A 17,772-nucleotide genomic window follows, 5' to 3' on the forward strand; every position below is an offset into this window, starting at 1 on the left:
CTTTTGTGGCGAGGGGGCTTGCCTGTGGCGAGGGGGCTTGCCCCCGTTGGGCTGCGAAGCGGCCCCGCTGTTTTCTCAGATACACCGCATCTGCAGCTATTGCGACTGCTGCGCAGTCGAACGGGGGCAAGCCCCCTCGCCACAGGTTATTCACTGGGCCCCAGGGTTTGCGCAAACCTGCACGCCCGTTGAACCCTGTTCTAAGCTCACAGTCGTATCGTCACTTGCACGTTCGTACAAGGAAAAGGAGTCTGCATGGCGGGTACCGGATTGAGAATAATAGTGGGGCTGGGCGTGTTCGCCCTGCTGACCGCCTGCGGCGATAAAAAACCGGTCGAGAAAGACCTGCCGCGCGTCTTCGTGCAAGCGGTCAAGCCTGCGGATTACGCCGCTTCCGTGACCCTTACCGGCGACGTCCAGGCCCGGGTGCAGACCGAGTTGTCGTTCCGCGTCGGCGGCAAGATCATCCAGCGCATGGTCGATGTAGGTGACCGGGTTTCGGCCAAGCAGGTACTGGCCAAACTTGACCCGAAGGACCTGCAGACCAACGTCGATTCCGCCCAGGCCCAGGTCACCGCCGAACAGGCCCGGGTCAAGCAGACCGCCGCCGCGTTCGTGCGCCAGCAAAAACTCCTGCCCAAGGGCTACACCAGCCAAAGCGAATACGATGCGGCCCAGGCTGCACTACGCAGTAGTCAAAGCGCCCTGACCGCCGCCCAGGCGCAATTGGCCAACGCCCGGGAACAACTGAGCTACACCTCGCTGATCTCCGAAGCGCCGGGGGTGATTACCGCGCGCCAGGCCGAAGTCGGCCAGGTCGTGCAGGCCACCGTGCCGATCTTCAGCCTGGCCCGGGACGGCGAACGCGACGCCGTGTTCAACGTCTACGAATCACTGCTGGCCGAGCCGCCCTCGGACAAATCCGTGGTAGTCAGCCTGCTCGACAACCCGGCGATCAAAACCACCGGCACCGTCCGGGAAATTACGCCAGCGGTGTCCGCGCAGACCGGCACCGTGCAGGTCAAAGTCACCCTCAACGGCCTGCCCGAAGGCATGCAACTCGGCTCGGTGGTCAGCGCCACGGCTAAGGCACCGGGCAAATCCGCCGTGGAATTGCCCTGGTCAGCGCTAACGAAAAACCTCAACGAACCCGCCGTGTGGCTGGTGGACGCCGACGGCAAGGCGCAACTGCACAACGTCACCGTCGGCCGTTACCTGACGGGCAACGTCATCATCAGCGACGGCCTGGACGGTGGTGAAAAAGTCATCATCGCTGGCGGCCAGTTATTGCACCCGGGAATGAAAGTGGAAATCGCCGAGAACACCTACAAGGATCTGGCGCCGGGAGCTGAACAATGAAGCGCCTGATGCTGTTGACCACCGGTTTGCTACTGGTCGCCTGCTCGAAAAAAGAACCGCCGCCGGAGCCGGTGCGCCCGGTGCTGTCCATCGAAGTCAAAGCGTTGAGTCAGGAAGACCTCGGCCGTTTCGCCGGCAGCATCCAGGCGCGTTACGAAAGCAATATCGGCTTTCGGGTGCCGGGTCGGATTGCCAGCCGTAACGTCGATGTCGGCGCCGAAGTCGAGAAGGGCGCCTTGCTCGCGACCCTCGACCCCACCGATCAGCAGAACCAATTGCGCTCGGCCCAGGGCGATCTGGCGCGGATCCAGGCGCAGCTCATCAACGCCCAGGCCAGCGCTCGCCGGCAGCAGGAATTGTTTGATCGTGGGGTCGGCGCCCAGGCGCAACTCGACATCGCCCAGACCGACCTGAAAACCACCCAGGCGTCCCTCGATCAGGCCAAGGCTTCGGTGGATCAGGCCAAGGACCAACTCAACTACGTGCAATTGCGCACCGATCACAAAGCCATCGTCACCGCGTGGAATGCCGAAGCCGGGCAAGTCGTCACCGCCGGCCAGCAAGTCGTGACCCTGGCGCAACCGGACATCAAGGAAGCGGTGATCGACCTGCCCGATACCCTGGTCGATCAGTTGCCGGCGGACGTGGTGTTTCAGGTGGCCGCGCAACTGGACCCGAGCATCACCAGCACCGCGACGATCCGTGAAATCGAGCCCCAGGCCCAAAGCGCGACCCGCACCCGTCGCGCACGCCTGACCCTGACCGACACGCCACCGGGCTTTCGCCTCGGCACCGCGATCAGCGTGACCCTCAGTTCCGCGATCAAACCGCGTCTTGAATTGCCGCTCAACGCCCTGCAAGAGGTCGATGGCAAAACCCGGATCTGGGTGGTCGACCCGCAGACTCAAACCGTTTCCCCTCGGGATGTGAGCCTGATCAGCCGCACCGATTCAACGGTGGTGCTGGCCGACGGCGTGAAGTCCGGCGAGCGCGTGGTCACTGCCGGTGTAAACAGCCTGAAACCCGGGCAGAAAGTCAAAGTCGATGAGGGCAGCCCGCAATGAAAGGGAGTTTCAACTTATCCGAATGGGCCCTCAAACATCAGTCGTTTGTCTGGTATTTGATGTTCGTCGCGCTGCTGATGGGCGTGTTCTCCTACATGAACCTGGGCCGCGAGGAAGACCCCTCGTTCACCATCAAAACCATGGTCATCCAGACCCGCTGGCCCGGCGCGACCCAGGAAGAAACCCTCAAGCAGGTCACGGATCGCATCGAGAAAAAACTCGAGGAACTCGACTCCCTCGACTACGTGAAAAGCTACACCCGACCCGGTGAATCAACCGTGTTCGTGTACCTGCGCGACACCACCAGCGCCAAGGACATCCCGGAAATCTGGTACCAGGTGCGCAAGAAGATCAACGACATTCGCGGCGACTTCCCCAAGGGCCTGCAAGGGCCGGGGTTCAACGACGAATTCGGCGATGTGTTCGGCTCGGTGTACGCCTTTACCGCTGACGGCTTGTCGATGCGTCAGTTGCGCGACTATGTGGAACAAGTGCGGGCGGCGATTCGCGATGTGCCGGGGCTGGGCAAGGTCGAGATGATCGGCGAGCAGGATGAAGTCCTGTACCTGAACTTCTCCACGCGCAAACTCGCCGCGCTCGGCATCGATCAGCGCCAGGTGGTGCAGAGCCTGCAATCGCAGAACGCCGTGACCCCGGCGGGTGTGATCGAGGCAGGTCCCGAGCGGATTTCCGTGCGCACCTCGGGCCAGTTTGAGTCCGAGAAAGACCTGGCCAACGTCAACCTGCGGCTCAACGACCGCTTCTATCGTCTGGCCGACATCGCTGAAATCAGCCGTGGCTATGTCGACCCGGCCACCCCGCAATTCCGTTTCAACGGTCACTCGGCCATTGGCCTGGCGATCGCGATGAAGAAGGGCGGCAACATCCAGGAATTCGGCAAGGCCCTGCACCAGCGCATGACTGACCTGACCGCCGATTTGCCGGTGGGCGTCGGCGTGCACAACGTGTCCGATCAGGCCGCGGTGGTGGAAAAAGCCGTTGGCGGCTTCACCAGTGCGTTGTTCGAAGCGGTGGTGATCGTGCTGATCGTCAGCTTCATCAGCCTTGGCGTGCGCGCCGGGCTGGTGGTGGCGTGCTCGATACCGCTGGTGCTGGCGATGGTCTTCGTCTTCATGGAGTACAGCGGCATCACCATGCAGCGGATTTCCCTCGGCGCGCTGATCATCGCCCTCGGCCTGCTGGTGGACGACGCGATGATCACCGTGGAAATGATGGTCACGCGCCTGGAAATGGGCGAGACCAAGGAGCAGGCGGCGACGTTCGCCTACACCTCGACTGCATTCCCGATGCTCACCGGTACGTTGGTGACAGTGGCCGGTTTTGTGCCGATTGGCTTGAACGCGAGTTCTGCCGGTGAGTACACCTTCACCCTGTTCGCGGTGATCGCTGTGGCGATGCTGGTGTCATGGGTGGTCGCGGTGCTGTTCGCCCCGGTGATCGCCGTGCACATTCTCAGCACCAATGTGAAACCGCATTCCGCCGAGCCGGGTCGCATCGGTCGGGCGTTCAATGGCGGTATGTTCTGGGCCATGCGCAACCGCTGGTGGGCCATCGGCATCACTGTCGCGCTGTTCGTGGCCTCGGTGTTTTCCATGCAGTTCGTGCAGAACCAGTTCTTCCCGTCCTCGGACCGGCCGGAAATCCTCGTCGACCTCAACCTGCCGCAAAACGCCTCGATCGACGAGACGCGCAAGGCGGTGGACAAGCTCGAAGCGACGTTCAAGGACGACCCGGACATCGTGCGCTGGAGCACCTACATCGGCGAAGGCGCGATCCGTTTCTACCTGCCCCTCGACCAGCAATTACAGAACCCGTATTACGCGCAATTGATCATCGTCAGCAAAGGCCTGGAATCGCGCACCGCGCTCAGCCAGCGCTTGCGCGAGCGGCTGCGCAAGGACTTTGTCGGCATCGGCAGCTACGTCCAGGCCCTGGAAATGGGCCCGCCGGTGGGGCGGCCGATCCAGTACCGGGTCAGCGGCAAGGACATCGATCAGGTGCGCAAACACGCGATCGAACTGGCCACCGAACTGGATAAAAACTCGCACATCGGCGAGATCATTTACGACTGGAACGAGCCGGGCAAGGTCCTGCGCATCGACATCGCCCAGGACAAGGCGCGGCAACTGGGGCTGTCCTCGGAAGACGTGGCCAACCTGATGAACAGCATTGTGGTGGGGTCGCCGATCACTCAGGTGGACGATGACATCTACCTGATCAACGTGGTTGGTCGTGCTGAAGACGCCGAACGCGGTACGCCGGAAACCCTGCAAAACCTGCAAATCGTCACGCCGAGCGGTACGTCGATTCCGCTGCTGGCGTTTGCCACGGTGCGGTATGAGCTGGAGCAGCCGCTGGTCTGGCGCCGGGATCGAAAACCGACGATCACCATCAAGGCTGCGGTGCGCGACGAGATCCAGCCGACCGATTTGGTGAAACAACTGCAACCGACCATCGACCACTTCGCCGCCGGTTTGCCGGTGGGCTACAAAGTCGCCACCGGCGGCACCGTCGAGGAAAGCGGCAAGGCCCAGGGGCCGATTGCCAAGGTTGTGCCGCTGATGCTGTTTTTGATGGCGACGTTCCTGATGATCCAGCTGCACAGCGTGCAGAAGCTGTTCCTGGTGGCCAGCGTCGCGCCGCTCGGGCTGATCGGCGTGGTGCTGGCGCTGATCCCCACCGGCACGCCGATGGGCTTCGTGGCGATCCTCGGCATCCTGGCGCTGATCGGCATCATCATCCGCAACTCGGTGATTCTGGTGACGCAAATTGAGTCGTTGGAGAAGGAAGGCCTTGAACCGTGGGACGCGGTGGCGCAGGCGACGGAACATCGTCGCCGGCCGATTCTGCTGACGGCAGCGGCGGCGAGCCTGGGGATGATCCCGATTGCGAGGGAAGTGTTCTGGGGGCCGATGGCTTACGCGATGATTGGCGGGATCATCATCGCGACCTTGCTGACGCTGCTGTTTTTGCCGGCGCTGTATGTGGCCTGGTACAAAATCCGCGAGCCGAAAAAAGAGTCCGCCTAATGATCGTTCCCACGCTCCGCTTGGGAATGCAGCCCGGGACGCTCCGCGTCCCTACGGCGGTGACGCAGAGCGTCACGGGCTGCATTCCCACGCAGAGCGTGGGAACGATCAGTCGGCGCGGCGCCAAACGCTGGCCAACCAAGGCTGTTGCTCGCGCGGCAACCCCGCCGGCCGGTAGTAATGCTCCAGCTCCACAAACCCGGCCTCGGTCAGCAACGCCTGCCACGCCTGCAAATCGTGATACGCGCCATAACGCGGCCCGTTCCAGCCTTCCTGATTCTCCCCGCGCGGATTGGAGCTGAACAACACTCCGCCCGGTTTCAACCCGGCGTACAGCTCCTTCAACACCCGAGGCAATTCCTGGCGCGGGATGTGAAACAGCACCGCGTTGGCAAAGATCCCGTCGAAGCGTTCCGCTGGCAAATCCAGCTTCAGAAAATCCTGCTGCCACACCTCGCAACCACTGTCCTCCCGGGCCATCTGCGCAAATTTCTCCGAGCCATCAAGCCCGACAGCGATGTGCCCCATGCGCGTGAAGGTCTGTAGATCCCGGCCGGGACCGCAGCCGAAATCGAGAATGCTGAACGGCGCCTCACCCTGGATGTGCCGCAACAGCGCGTCGATGTTCTGGCTGACATCGTGATCGCGCGTCCCCTCGCGAAAGCCCTCGGCCACGGAGTTGTAATGGCCCAGGGTGGTGGCGGTGATTTTTTCGAGGTCGTCGGTGGTTTGTTTCATGGCGGGCTGCGCAGGCAATGGGGATTTGCCGAATATACGCCATCAATCTTTGGGCTGCTTCGCAGCCATTCGCGGGCAAGCCTCGCTCCTACAGGGGAGTGCGGTCAACTGTAGGAGCGAGGCTTGCCCGCGAAGGCGATATCACTGACGACTCAGCCCTGCTTCATCCCCAGGCAATCAATCGAACGATCAACCATGGCTTTGGCGATCTCCAGCAAATGCCAAACCGAAAACACCATGGCGCGTTCGGCCCCCTTAAGTTGGTCGCCACACTGATACGCCGTGACTGAGGCACAACGCAGCAAGTCAGCCACATAGAGTTGGGTGTCTTCAAAGCTCACATCGTCACTGACGTTGTAGAAACGCAGTTCATCGGGCGCCGAAGGCTGGTCGCCAGTGAGGTAGAAATCGATTGCGCGATAGAGCGCGGATCGGTCTCTGAGCGGGGCGTCGGTTTCAGGTGCGTTGGAGGGTGGATCGGGAACGGATCTTTTCATGGGTAAAACTCCTGATATTGATTGGAGCCGACCGATATCGCGACTAAACGAACAGAGGTGGCGGCTGCGCGCAGGTTAGTCGACCGGTCACCAGGCAATACCGGCGCACCCGAGGGTGCCCTGCGCACAGCCACCATAAATTACAGGCGATAAAACACCTGAGATGAGGTGGCGCTGTGCGCCCGGTAATCCGGGCGACTAAACCCGATCACTGATAAGCAGTGACGGACCGAAGACTAGCCACGGGATTTGGCAGGCGCAAGCGTGCGAAATGATCTAGGAAATGTCCTGCAAATGAAAGGGAACGGGCCTGCTGGCACTCTGATTTTCTTGTACGAAAACTTCCCTTCACAGATCGGTGATGACTTACGGCAGACGAGCTTTTGTGGCGAGGGGGTTTACCCCCGTTGGGCTGCGAAGCAGCCCCAGCCATTCAAAGAGGTGTGTCAGGCAAAACAGGTCAGCAGGTTTTGCGATTGCTGCGCAATCGAGCGGGAGCAAGCTCCCTCGCCACAAAAGCTCTGCAGTTGCACAAGCAGTCAGCGTTTGTTGAGGCCCCGCGCCAACCGATCCCCGCCCAGCTGAATAATCGCCACCAACACCACCAACAACACAATCACCGTCAACATGATCTGGCTGTCAAAGCGCTGATACCCGTACCGATACGCAATGTCCCCCAGCCCACCAGCACCAATCGCCCCGGCCATGGCGGATGAGTTGATCATCGTCACCAAGGTAATGGTGAAACCGCCAACAATCCCCGGCAACGCCTCTGGCAACAGCACATGCCAGACGATATGCCAGCGCCGGCAACCCATCGCCTGCGCCGCTTCGATCAAGCCGTGATCGACCTCGCGCAAACTCACTTCAGCGATGCGTGCAAAGAACGGTGTCGCGGCAATGGTCAGCGGCACGACCGCCGCCCAGACACCGTAAGTGGTGCCGACAATCAGCCGCGTGAACGGGATCAGCGCCACCATCAGAATCAAAAACGGAATCGAGCGGAACAGGTTCACGAACGCCCCCAGTACACGGTTCAGCACGGGCGCCTGGTAGATGCCGCCCTTGTCGCTGGTGACCAGAATCACGGCCATCGGAATCCCCGCCAGCAGCGCGATGAGCGATGAGACACCGACCATCAAAAACGTGTCGATAAAGCCCTGCAGCAAGCGATCAAACCACATAACCCAGCACCTCCACCTGTTGCGCCCAGTGGCCGGCGCGCTGACGCAGTGCCTCGGCGCCCAGGGACGAACCAGCTACCGCCAACAGCAATTGCCCCAGCGCATGCCCCTGAATCCGTTCCACGCCGCCCTGAAGCAACCTTACGCGGCCACCGAGGGCGGCGAACAATGCCGCCAGGTCCGGTTCGTCGGTGGCGCTGCCGGTGAATTGCAAACGCAGCACCACCGCGGCGTCCGAGGATTGCGGCTGTGCCTGTAGGCGACTCTGCAATTCCTCCGGCAACGCGTGTTGCAGCGGCGCGAGCAAGGTCTTGCTGACCTCGTGCTGCGGGTTGCCGAAGACTTCCCACACCGGCCCTTGCTCGACGACACGTCCGTGCTCAAGCACCACGACCCGGTCGCAGATATCGCGGATCACCGCCATCTCGTGGGTGATCAGCACGATGGTCAAACCCAGGCGCCGATTGATCTCGCGCAACAGGCCGAGGATCGACTGGGTGGTCTCCGGATCCAGCGCCGAAGTCGCTTCGTCACACAGCAGGATTTCCGGGTCATGCACCAATGCGCGGGCGATGCCTACGCGCTGCTTCTGCCCGCCGGAAAGCTGCGCCGGGTAGGCCTTGTGCTTCTCTTGCAGGCCCACCAGTTCCAGCAGTTCGCGGACCTTTTTCTCGCGCTTGTCCTTGGGCACACCGGCCACTTTCAGCGGCAACTCAACGTTCTGCCAAACCGTCTTGGCCGACATCAGATTGAAGTGCTGGAAGATCATGCCGATCCGCCGACGCAGCGCCACCAAGCGGTCTTCATCGAAGTCGCCGATGTCCACTTGATCGATCAATACCCGCCCGGTGCTCGGCTGTTCCAGGCGATTGATCGTGCGGATCAGCGACGACTTGCCGGCGCCGCTGCGGCCGATGATGCCGAACACCTCACCGCGCTGAATCGCCAGGTCGATGCCGTGCAACGCCGCCACCGGGCCTTGCTGGCCGTTGTAGGTTTTGCCCAGGCCGATGAAGCGCACGTGGGCGCGGTTAAGGTCCGGGTGCAGTTCGGTGTGTTCGGCTTTCTGGGGCTCTGGAATCTCCAGTCGCCGTTGGATCGCGGCCGTCATGCTTAGCTTTCCCAGCCGGCTTGATAGAGCTTGCCGTGGGCTTTATCCAGCGCTGCACGAACGGCGGGCGAGTGCTGGTAGATGTCGACGAATTTGATCAGGCGTGGGTCGGTTTTACTTTTCGGCTGGATCACGAACTGGATCACGTATTCCTTGTGATCGAGGCCGTCGAACAGCAACGCCGAGCCGGCATCGAAGGTCTTCGACAGGCGGATGTAGGCCGGGTAGCCCTGGACCAGATCAGCGTCGTCGTAGGCGCGAACCAGTTGCACGGCTTCAACCTGGAGGATTTTGATTTTCTTCGGGTTGGCGATGATGTCTTCTTCGGTGGCCTTGTAGCCCACGCCCGGCTTGAGGGTGATCAGGCCCGCCTTGGCCAGCAGTTGCAGGCCGCGCCCGCTGTTGATCGGGTCGTTGGCGATGGCCACGCTGGCGCCCTCTGGCAGCTCGTCGAAGCTTTTGTATTTCTTCGAGTAGAGGCCGACGTTGTTGATGATCCCCGGCGCGAACGGCACCAGGTCAAACCCGGCGGCGGCCTTGGCGTTTTCCAGGAACGGGATGTGCTGGAAGTAATTCACGTCGATGTCGCCGGCGGCGAGGCTGACGTTCGGGGCGATCCAGTCACTGAACTCGACGAGTTCGACTTTCAGGCCTTGCTTGGAGGCCTCTTCGACGGCGGCTTCCAGCGGGATGGCGAACGCGGCGGTGGTGCCGACTTTCAGCGGCGCGTCGGCGGCGAACACCGCCGAGCTGAAGAGGCCGAGGGCCAGGGCCAGTGCTTTGACTGGGTGAGAGAGGTAGTGCTTGGTCATGATGGTTATTCCAGTCAGGGCATTGAAGTTTGTGGATAGATCGTTCCCACGCTCCGCGTGGGAATGCCTCAATGGACGCTCTGCGTCCCTGCGGCTGTGACGCAGAGCGTCACTGGCTGCATTCCCACGCGGAGCGTGGGAACGATCAGGTATCGGTTACAGGGGTTTGTGTCGGTAGTGGGCGCCGGTGTGTTGCTCCGGCAAGTGCGCCTCACCGTGAAACAGCTTCTCGCGCAGGCTGCCGCTGTCGTAGGCGGTTTTGTACGACCCACGACGCTGCAACTCCGGGATCACCAGATCGATGAAATCCACATAGCTTTCCGGCGTGACAATCCGCGTCAGGTTGAAGCCATCCAGCCCGGTTTCGGCGATCCAGGATTCCAGTTCATCCGCCACTTGCTCAGGCGAACCCACCACGGTGATGTAGCGGCCACCCAGGGCGTGTTGTTCGAGCAATTTGCGCCGGGTCCAGTCGTTGTTTTGCAGGTTCTTGGTCGCCGACTGGATCGCGTTGCTTTTCACGTACTGGATCGGCTCGTCGATTTCGTACTGGGAAAAATCGATCGCCGTGGACGCCGAAAAATGCGCGACACCGGCCTCGGCGCTGGCGTAGCTCAGGTACTCGGCGTGCTTCTTCCAGGCAAGCTCCTCGGTGGCGCCGACGATCACGTTCAAACCCATGAACACCTTGATGTCCTCGGGATTGCGCCCGGCCTCGACCGCGCTGGCGCGGACCTTGTCCACCTGGACTTTGGTCGACGGTTTGTTCTGGCCGCTGATGAACACGCACTCGGCGTGACGCCCGGCGAACAGCAAGCCGCGATCCGAACTGCCGGCCTGAAACAGCACCGGCGTGCGTTGTGGCGACGGTTCGCAGAGGTGATAACCCTCGACCTGATAGAACTCGCCCTTGTGCTCGACCTTGTGCACTTTCTCCGGTTGGGCGTAGATCCGTTGCTTGGGATCGTTGAGCACCGCGCCGTCCTCCCAACTGCCTTCCCAGAGTTTGTAGAGCACCTCCAGGTATTCATCGGCCTGGTCGTAGCGGCGGTCGTGCTCGACCTGTTCGCTCAGGCCCATGGCCTTGGCGGCGCTGTCGAGGTAGCCGGTGACGATGTTCCAGCCGACGCGACCGCGACTCAAATGGTCGAGGGTCGACATGCGCCGGGCGAACAGATACGGCGGTTCGTAGGTCAGGTTGGCGGTGAGGCCGAAGCCGAGGTTTTTTGTCACGGCGGCCATGGCCGAGACCAGCAGCAACGGATCGTTGACCGGCAGCTGGATCGACTCTTTCAGCGGCACGTCCACCGAGTTTTGATAGACGTCATACACGCCGACGATGTCGGCGATGAACAAGCCGTCGAACAGTCCGCGCTCCAGCAGTTGCGCCAGTTCGGTCCAGTATTCGATGGTTTTGTACTGGGTGGACGTGTCCCGTGGATGGGTCCACAAGCCATGGTTGATGTGCCCGATGCAGTTCATGTTGAACGCGTTGAGCAGGATCTTTTTCTTCGCGTCGGCCATCAGAGGGTCCCCCGCAGCGGCGGGTTTTCATCGTTGAGGTAGTAATTGCCTACCGCGTGATACTTCCAGCGCACCGGGTCGTGCAGGGTGTGCACCCGAGCGTTGCGCCAGTGCCGATCCAGACCGTGTTCGATCAGGGTCGCCTGGCTGCCGGCGAGTTCGAACAGCGTGCTGCCGGCGGCGAGGGAGATTTCGGTGCTGATGGCCCGGGCTTCGGCAACGGCAATCGAGGCAGCGGCGACGGTCTCGGCGTTCATCTCGGCCTGGGCCTTGTCGAGAAATTCGCCGGAGCGTTCGAGCAAGGCTTCGGTGGCGTGCAGGCGAATCGCCAAATGGCCGAAGCTCTTGATGGTCAGCGGGTCGTCGACGGCTTTTTCATGGGTGGCGTCGATCCACGGCCGGGTCTTGGTGCGCACGAAGTGCAGGGCATCTTCGTAAGCGGCGCGAGCGATGCCGGTGTCGATGGCGGCGTGAAGGATCTGCGCCAGCGGGCCGACGGTGGTCGGGCGTTCGAAAGCGCTTTGGAACGGGATCACGTCTTCGGCGGCGACGTACACGTCTTCAAACACCACCGAACCGCTGCCGGTGGTGCGCTGGCCGAAGCCGCTCCAGTCGTCGATCACCGTCAGGCCTTTGCTGTCACGCGGCACGAAGGCGAGTTGCTGCACGCCGTGTTCATCCACCACCGAAGTCGGGATGCGCTGGGCGTAGATCGCGCCGGTGGCGTAGAACTTGCGACCGTTGATGCGGTAGCCATCATCGTCGCGTTTGAGGCTGGTGACGCGGTCATGGGCGGTTTTGGTGCCGAGTTCGGCCAGGGCATTGCCGAAACGCTGGCCGGCCAGGACTTCGGCGTACAGGCGCTTTTTCTGGTCTTCGCTGCCATTCACCCGCAGCACTTCGAGGGCGTAGAAATGGTTCTGCGGGATTTGCCCGAGGGAGCCGTCAGCCTGGGCAATCAAGGCAATGACCTTGGCCAGGGTGACGTTGGACACGCCAGCCCCGCCGTATTCTTTTGGCACGCTGATGCCCCAGAGGCCCGAGCGGGAAAACACTTCGAGTTCCGGGTGTGGCAAACGGCGTTCGCGGTCGCGCAGGGCGCTGTCGCGTTTGAAGTCGTCGGCCAGGTCACTGGCGACGATCAGGGCTTGCTCATCGCTGGTTATGACCGCGACGTGGTGAGAAAGAGTCATGTGTTTCTCCAGAGATCTGGTCAAAAGTGTTCTGGTCGTTAGATCCAGGAGTGACGAGCGGGTAGCGTGCCGTTCAGGTGATAAGCGCCGACAGCGTGGTACTTCCAGCGAACGGGGTCGTGCAAGGTGTGCACGCGGGCGTTGCGCCAGTGACGGTCGAGGTTGAATTCGGCGAGGGTGGCGCGGCTGCCGGCCAGTTCGAAGAGCTTTTCGCTGGCCAGCAACGAGATCTCGGTGGTCAGCACTTTGGCTTCGGCCACGGCAATCGAAGCGCGGGCGGCGGATTCGGCGGTGAGCGGCGCAGCGTTGACTTGATCAAGCACTTGCCCGGCTTTGCGCAGCAGCGCTTCGGCGGCGTGCAGTTCGATTTTCAGTTTGCCGATGTCGGCGATCACATACAGGTCATCGCTGGCCCGTTCGACCTTGGCGTCGATCCATGGGCGGGCGCGGGTTTTGACGAATTCGATGGCGTCGTCGATGGCGCCACGGGCGATGCCGGCGTCGATGGCCGCTTGAATCAATTGCGACACGGCGCCCTGGATGTTCGGGCTGTCGTTGATCTTCCAGTTATCCACCACCAGCTCGGCGTCGACCCGCACGTTGTTGAGCAAAATGGTGCCGCTGGCGGTGGTGCGCTGGCCGAAACCGGACCAGTCATCGACGATGCGCAGGCCCGGCGTACCACGGCGGACGAAGGCCAGCACTTGCTTGCCGTCATCGTTCAAGGCCTTGACCGCGACCCAGTGGGCGAACAGCGCGCCGGTGGAGTAGAACTTCTGGCCGCTGATGACAAAACCGTCACCATCCGCCGTGATCCGCGCCTTGAGTTCGAGGGTGTTTTTGGTGCCGCGTTCCGGCCCGGCATTACCGATGCGCCAGCCTTCGAGCACGCTTTTGAACAACTGCTTTTTCTGCGCTTGCGTGGCGCTGCCAAGCACCAGATTCAGGATGCCGAACTGGTTCTGGGGGATCTGCCCGAGTGCCGGATCGGCCGCGGAAATGATCGCGAACACATCGGCAATGGTGACGAACGAAACCTGCGGGCCACCGTACTCGCGCGGTATGGCAATGCTGCCCAGGCCGCTGCGGGTGAACTGTTCGATTTCCGACCACGGCAGCTTGCGCTGCTGGTCACGTTTGGCGGCTTGCAGGCGGGCGACTTGCGCCAGCTCATGGGCGGCCTTGATGGCTTGTGCGTCGTTGCGCAAAACCTGCGCGGGCAACAACAGGGGGGCGATATCCAGGTCACTCTGGATAGTGGCTTCTGCCAGACTGGACATCAGTGCCGCTCCTTGGCTGCACGCAATGCCCTGGCGATCTGCACTGGGGTGATTGTGTTCCGGACCATACCTACCTCACATCTCATGAAAAACGCCGCGAGGGTGGCGGCGAGCGAAAAACAAGAATGTCCGGTGGTCCGGTGTATATACCCTAAGCGTGTATAAAAAATTAATAAACTAACTTTTGGGAATATGCATAGAAGGGCGTCTGTCCGTGGGGCAACAGTTGTTTGTGGAGCAACAGTCGACGCGTGGGCTGGGGTGGAGAGGGGCTCCTGTGGGAGGGGGCTTGCTGTGGCGAGGGGGCTTGCCCCCGTTCGACTGCGCAGCAGTCGCCAACCCCGTCACCGCGATTAATAGATAAATCGCAGTTGTAGATTTGGGGGCGCTTCGCGCCCCAACGGGGGCAAGCCCCCTCGCCACAAAAGCCCTCCAGCCACAACGGTGGCTTCACTTCTTGCGGGGTTCTGCGGCTTTGAGTTCTTCTTTCAACGCCACTTTCAGGTAGGGATTGGCGCAGCCGATCCTGAGCATTCGCGGCGGCGCCCAGCGCGAGTTATTGCCGACCCGGTCGAGGATGCAGTAGGTCACTTCCAGCCTCAGGTCTTCGCCGGCTTCAAGAATGATCGCCGGCGGCACCCAGACCTGGATCGGCTGGCCAATATCCCCGGCCTTGAGCTTGGGCAGGTCCATGCGCACATCGCCCCACTGCAGGGTGATTTCGTCGTCGACGGCCATGTTCAGGTAGGGCTCGATGGTCAGCGGCACACCGCGTTTGATCTGGTTCGGGTTGACCCCGTGACGGCGAATGGTATCGGGGAGGTTGACCGGGGCCAGCCCCTGGTTTTCGTCACCGGACACCGCGGGCGCCTGGCCGCCGGGGCAATCGAGTTTGATCTGCAACCGCGTGGTCAGCGACAGCGCCGGGTCCTGCCCGACCTGCATGACGCGGTAGTGGACGTGGGAGGTGCCATTGACGACAAAGCTCTCGGGCACGCGCAGTTGCACGGTCTGATTGACGTCGTCGACGATCAGGGCTTTTGAAGCCACGTAGCAGTCGTCCCAGTACAGTTCGATCAGATCGCCTTCGTCCATCCCGGGGTAGGGCGCTACAGCGATCAGCAAGTGGGCGGCCGAGGTGATGTTGATGCCACTCCTGTGGGATTGCGCCAGGGTCGGGGCCGCAAGTTCGGGTTTGTTCGAGGTGCTTGTCATGGTTCTCTCCTTGAAGCCTTGCAGCGAAGTCCGTTTCTGGAAGTTCAATAGGCGTGAATTACCGGGCAACAAAAAGTTCGTAGTGATAACGAATGCGTCGGGATAATTGGCGTCTGTTGCAGACTAGATAAGAGCGCGCCGGAATAGGTGTCAATAGAGTTTGTTAGTTGGATGATGGATTCAGTGTTATTCAGAAATTTCCTACACGGTGCAGTTAATAAGCTGCAGCGTGCTGTCGAACTTTACCCACGTTTTCTCCCGGTTTGACCCGTCGGGTACGCAGACCCGTTGAGCCGGGTGGTTTGGGTTAATGGCGAATTTTAGGCAGGAGGATTCTGTTGCAGAACATATATATGTACCGCATTCAGGCCGGCGAAGTTATATAGGCTTGATTCGAGAGAGGGGTGTTTGAAGCGGAAGGTAACTGTCACTTCCATCCATGGAAGTTAACAAGTTTTAAATCATCTTTCAGTTGTGCGAGTTGTTCAGAAACTTGCTGAGGAACTGTTGGGTCCGTTCTTCTTTAGGATTGGCAAACAGCGCCTTCGCGTCACCTTGCTCGACGATCACACCCTTGTCGAAAAACACCACGCGGTTCGCTACGTCACGGGCAAAGCCCATTTCGTGGGTGACGATGACCATGGTGCGGTTCTCTTCGGCGAGGCTGCGGATGGTCGACAACACTTCACCGACCAGCTCGGGGTCGAGCGCAGAAGTGGGCTCATCGAACAGGATCACTTCCGGCTCCATCGCCAGCGCTCGGGCAATGGCCACGCGCTGTTGCTGACCACCGGAGAGGCGTCGCGGGTAAGCGTCTTCCTTGCCCGCCAGGCCAACCCTGGCCAACAGCTTTTTACCCAGGGCCACGGCTTCGGCGTGCGGGATCTTCTTAACGATGATCGGGCCTTCGATGACGTTTTCCAGGGCGGTGCGATGGGGGAACAGATTGAAGTTCTGGAACACGAAGCCCACGTGCTGGCGCAAACGTCGCACCAGGCCTTGCTGCTGGTTCAGCGGGCGGCTGCCATCGATCTCGATGTCGCCGACCTTGATCCGGCCGCTGGTGGGTTCTTCAAGGAAGTTCAGGCAACGCAGGAACGTGGTCTTGCCCGAGCCGCTGGGCCCGATAATCGCCACGACCTCGCCTTCTTTCACTTCCAGATTGATGCCGTTAAGCACCACTTGACCCTTGAACTGCTTTGTCAGTTTTTCCACGACAATCATTGGGTCAGGACTCCTGGTCGTGCCGATTGACCCGCGCTTCCAACTTGTTCTGCAGGTGCGAGAGCACCGTGGCCAGAATCCAGTAGATCAGCGCGGCGGCCAGATACATGGTGAACACTTCGAAGGTGCGGGCGGTGATCAATTGCGCCTGGCGGAACAGCTCCGGCACCTGGATGGTGGCGGCCAGCGCGGTGTCCTTGACCAGGGAAATGAAGCTGTTGCCCAGCGGCGGCAAAGCCGTGCGCATCGCTTGCGGAATGATGGCCCGGCGCAAGGTCTGCGCGCGGGTCATGCCGATGCTCGCGGCGGCTTCCCATTGGCCACGCTCGATGGAACTGATCGCGGCACGCAGGATTTCGCAGGCGTAGGCGGCCATGTTCAGCGAGAAGCCGATCAGGGCTGCCGGCAGCGGATCAAGTTCGACCCCCAATTGCGGCAAGCCGTAATAGATCACGAACAGTTGCACCAGCAACGGCGTGCCGCGAAAGAACGACACGTAGATGCGGGCGAGCCAGCTCACCGATTTGAACCGCGACAGGCGCATCAACGCCAGGCCGAAGCCCATCACCAGGCCGAAGAACATCCCGCCCAGGCTCAAGATCACCGTGTAGTACGCGCCCTTCAACAGGAAGGGCGCGGAGTCCAGTGCGAGTTGGAAAGCTTCTTCCATTATTTGGTGACGTCAGTCTGGAAGTATTTTTCCGAGATCTTGGCCAGTGTGCCGTCGGCGCGCAGCTCGTCGAGGGCCTTGTTCACTGCAGCCAACAGTTCTGGCTCGCCTTTACGCAGGGCAATCCCGGATTCCTGACGGGAGAATGCCTGGCCGGCAGCCACGGTTTTCGGGGCTTTCTTGGCGTATTCAAGTGCCGCGAGGCGGTCGATCAGGATGGCGTCGGTACGGCCGTTGTTCAGGTCGGCGAACTTGGTCGGATCATCGTCGTAGGTACGCACGTCAGCGCCCGGCACGTTGGCGCGGACCCACTGTTCGTAGTTGGTACCCAGGCCTACACCGACTTTCTTGCCGGTCAGGTCAGCGGCGGTCTTGATGTTCAGCGCGGCTTCCTTGCTCTTCAGCACCAGCGCTTGAATCCCGGAGATGGTGTACGGCTCGGAGAAGTCATACTTCTTCTTGCGCTCGTCGGAGATGGTCACCTGGTTGACCACCAGGTCCAGGCGCTTGGATTCCAGAGCGGCGAGGATGCCGTCCCACTTGGTTGGCTGAATCTTGGCTTTAACGCCCAGCTTTTTGGCCAGGGCTTCGGAGAGCTCGACTTCGAAGCCGGCCAGTTTGCCATCGGCGTCGACGAAACTGAACGGTGGATAAGTGCCTTCCAGGCCGACGTTGATCACGCCTGCGTCCTTGATTTTTTGCAGCTGCTCACCGGCAACCGCTTGCCCCAACAGGCCGGCGCTCAATGCCAGGCCCAGCGAACCTACCAGCAGGTTGCGACGTAGTGCGGGAAAATTCATGACAAGCCCCTGTGTTTTCTTATGGAAGACGCTATTAGGAATGTTGGCAAA

General features: G+C 61.1%; 15 protein-coding genes. 3 read left to right on the forward strand and 12 right to left on the reverse strand.

Annotation, left to right across the window (positions count from 1 at the left end):
- Positions 1 to 255: 255 nt before the first annotated feature.
- From FQ192_RS13245 to FQ192_RS13255, 3 genes are read left to right on the forward strand one after another with little or no spacing between them, the layout of a single operon-like run.
- Positions 256 to 1,359, forward strand: coding sequence for an efflux RND transporter periplasmic adaptor subunit (locus FQ192_RS13245; protein ID WP_149659012.1), 1,104 nt, complete (start codon positions 256 to 258; stop codon positions 1,357 to 1,359).
- On the forward strand, positions 1,356 to 2,423 hold the full coding sequence (locus FQ192_RS13250) for an efflux RND transporter periplasmic adaptor subunit (protein ID WP_149659013.1): 1,068 nt from the start codon (positions 1,356 to 1,358) through the stop codon (positions 2,421 to 2,423). Before FQ192_RS13245 ends, FQ192_RS13250 begins: the two co-directional genes overlap by 4 nt.
- Positions 2,420 to 5,473 carry an efflux RND transporter permease subunit gene (locus FQ192_RS13255; RefSeq protein ID WP_149659014.1) on the forward strand — a complete coding sequence of 1,018 codons (3,054 nt, stop codon included), beginning with the start codon at positions 2,420 to 2,422 and terminating at the stop codon, positions 5,471 to 5,473. The genes FQ192_RS13250 and FQ192_RS13255 overlap by 4 nt, the downstream gene beginning before the upstream one ends.
- 108 nt (positions 5,474 to 5,581) lie before the next feature.
- Here FQ192_RS13255 and FQ192_RS13265 read toward each other — a convergent pair whose 3' ends face one another.
- From FQ192_RS13265 to tcyJ, 12 genes are all read right to left on the reverse strand, one after another.
- Positions 5,582 to 6,211 carry a bifunctional 2-polyprenyl-6-hydroxyphenol methylase/3-demethylubiquinol 3-O-methyltransferase UbiG gene (locus FQ192_RS13265; protein WP_149659016.1) on the reverse strand — a complete coding sequence of 210 codons (630 nt, stop codon included), beginning with the start codon at positions 6,209 to 6,211 and terminating at the stop codon, positions 5,582 to 5,584.
- Positions 6,212 to 6,363: 152 nt separating this feature from the next.
- A complete protein-coding gene (locus FQ192_RS13270) occupies positions 6,364 to 6,708 on the reverse strand; it encodes a DUF6124 family protein (RefSeq protein ID WP_149659017.1) in 345 nt (114 codons plus the stop codon).
- A gap of 539 nt (positions 6,709 to 7,247) precedes the next feature.
- Positions 7,248 to 7,892: a methionine ABC transporter permease gene (locus FQ192_RS13275; protein ID WP_133840084.1), complete on the reverse strand. Its 645-nt coding sequence runs from the start codon at positions 7,890 to 7,892 to the stop codon at positions 7,248 to 7,250.
- Positions 7,882 to 9,003 carry a methionine ABC transporter ATP-binding protein gene (locus FQ192_RS13280; protein ID WP_149659018.1) on the reverse strand — a complete coding sequence of 374 codons (1,122 nt, stop codon included), beginning with the start codon at positions 9,001 to 9,003 and terminating at the stop codon, positions 7,882 to 7,884. Before FQ192_RS13280 ends, FQ192_RS13275 begins: the two co-directional genes overlap by 11 nt.
- Before the next feature lie 2 nt (positions 9,004 to 9,005).
- The gene (locus FQ192_RS13285; protein ID WP_149659019.1) at positions 9,006 to 9,815 is read right to left on the reverse strand and encodes a MetQ/NlpA family ABC transporter substrate-binding protein; all 810 of its coding nucleotides are present in this window, start codon (positions 9,813 to 9,815) and stop codon (positions 9,006 to 9,008) included.
- Between the two features lie 156 nt (positions 9,816 to 9,971).
- On the reverse strand, positions 9,972 to 11,339 hold the full coding sequence (locus tag FQ192_RS13290; RefSeq protein WP_149659020.1) for an LLM class flavin-dependent oxidoreductase: 1,368 nt from the start codon (positions 11,337 to 11,339) through the stop codon (positions 9,972 to 9,974).
- On the reverse strand, positions 11,339 to 12,532 hold the full coding sequence (locus FQ192_RS13295; RefSeq protein WP_149659021.1) for an SfnB family sulfur acquisition oxidoreductase: 1,194 nt from the start codon (positions 12,530 to 12,532) through the stop codon (positions 11,339 to 11,341). The genes FQ192_RS13290 and FQ192_RS13295 overlap by 1 nt, the downstream gene beginning before the upstream one ends.
- A gap of 38 nt (positions 12,533 to 12,570) precedes the next feature.
- Positions 12,571 to 13,812: an SfnB family sulfur acquisition oxidoreductase gene (locus FQ192_RS13300; protein WP_149659022.1), complete on the reverse strand. Its 1,242-nt coding sequence runs from the start codon at positions 13,810 to 13,812 to the stop codon at positions 12,571 to 12,573.
- Positions 13,813 to 14,262: 450 nt separating this feature from the next.
- On the reverse strand, positions 14,263 to 15,027 hold the full coding sequence (locus FQ192_RS13310; protein ID WP_149659023.1) for a hypothetical protein: 765 nt from the start codon (positions 15,025 to 15,027) through the stop codon (positions 14,263 to 14,265).
- A 468-nt stretch (positions 15,028 to 15,495) separates the two neighbouring features.
- Entirely contained in the window at positions 15,496 to 16,251 is a 756-nt protein-coding gene (gene tcyN / locus FQ192_RS13315; protein ID WP_149659024.1) for an L-cystine ABC transporter ATP-binding protein TcyN, read from the reverse strand.
- 4 nt (positions 16,252 to 16,255) lie between these two features.
- The gene (tcyL, locus tag FQ192_RS13320) at positions 16,256 to 16,921 is read right to left on the reverse strand and encodes a cystine ABC transporter permease (protein WP_178129110.1); all 666 of its coding nucleotides are present in this window, start codon (positions 16,919 to 16,921) and stop codon (positions 16,256 to 16,258) included.
- Positions 16,921 to 17,721 carry a cystine ABC transporter substrate-binding protein gene (gene tcyJ / locus FQ192_RS13325; RefSeq protein WP_149659026.1) on the reverse strand — a complete coding sequence of 267 codons (801 nt, stop codon included), beginning with the start codon at positions 17,719 to 17,721 and terminating at the stop codon, positions 16,921 to 16,923. Before tcyJ ends, tcyL begins: the two co-directional genes overlap by 1 nt.
- Positions 17,722 to 17,772 lie beyond the last annotated feature (51 nt).

This window comes from Pseudomonas sp. ANT_J12 (genome assembly GCF_008370045.1).
GTDB lineage: Bacteria > Pseudomonadota > Gammaproteobacteria > Pseudomonadales > Pseudomonadaceae > Aquipseudomonas.

What these genes read in the sequence shown, in the direction of transcription:
- FQ192_RS13290 (WP_149659020.1), bottom strand. Translation starts at nt 11,339, where the DNA reads ATGGCCGACGCGAAGAAAAAGATCCTGCTCAACGCGTTCAACATGAAC.
- FQ192_RS13295 (WP_149659021.1), bottom strand. Translation starts at nt 12,532, where the DNA reads ATGACTCTTTCTCACCACGTCGCGGTCATAACCAGCGATGAGCAAGCC.
- tcyN (WP_149659024.1), bottom strand. Translation starts at nt 16,251, where the DNA reads ATGATTGTCGTGGAAAAACTGACAAAGCAGTTCAAGGGTCAAGTGGTG.
- FQ192_RS13250 (WP_149659013.1), top strand. Translation starts at nt 1,356, where the DNA reads ATGAAGCGCCTGATGCTGTTGACCACCGGTTTGCTACTGGTCGCCTGC.
- FQ192_RS13270 (WP_149659017.1), bottom strand. Translation starts at nt 6,708, where the DNA reads ATGAAAAGATCCGTTCCCGATCCACCCTCCAACGCACCTGAAACCGAC.
- FQ192_RS13310 (WP_149659023.1), bottom strand. Translation starts at nt 15,027, where the DNA reads ATGACAAGCACCTCGAACAAACCCGAACTTGCGGCCCCGACCCTGGCG.
- tcyJ (WP_149659026.1), bottom strand. Translation starts at nt 17,721, where the DNA reads ATGAATTTTCCCGCACTACGTCGCAACCTGCTGGTAGGTTCGCTGGGC.
- FQ192_RS13265 (WP_149659016.1), bottom strand. Translation starts at nt 6,211, where the DNA reads ATGAAACAAACCACCGACGACCTCGAAAAAATCACCGCCACCACCCTG.
- tcyL (WP_178129110.1), bottom strand. Translation starts at nt 16,921, where the DNA reads ATGGAAGAAGCTTTCCAACTCGCACTGGACTCCGCGCCCTTCCTGTTG.
- FQ192_RS13245 (WP_149659012.1), top strand. Translation starts at nt 256, where the DNA reads ATGGCGGGTACCGGATTGAGAATAATAGTGGGGCTGGGCGTGTTCGCC.
- FQ192_RS13275 (WP_133840084.1), bottom strand. Translation starts at nt 7,892, where the DNA reads ATGTGGTTTGATCGCTTGCTGCAGGGCTTTATCGACACGTTTTTGATG.
- FQ192_RS13300 (WP_149659022.1), bottom strand. Translation starts at nt 13,812, where the DNA reads ATGTCCAGTCTGGCAGAAGCCACTATCCAGAGTGACCTGGATATCGCC.
- FQ192_RS13255 (WP_149659014.1), top strand. Translation starts at nt 2,420, where the DNA reads ATGAAAGGGAGTTTCAACTTATCCGAATGGGCCCTCAAACATCAGTCG.
- FQ192_RS13280 (WP_149659018.1), bottom strand. Translation starts at nt 9,003, where the DNA reads ATGACGGCCGCGATCCAACGGCGACTGGAGATTCCAGAGCCCCAGAAA.
- FQ192_RS13285 (WP_149659019.1), bottom strand. Translation starts at nt 9,815, where the DNA reads ATGACCAAGCACTACCTCTCTCACCCAGTCAAAGCACTGGCCCTGGCC.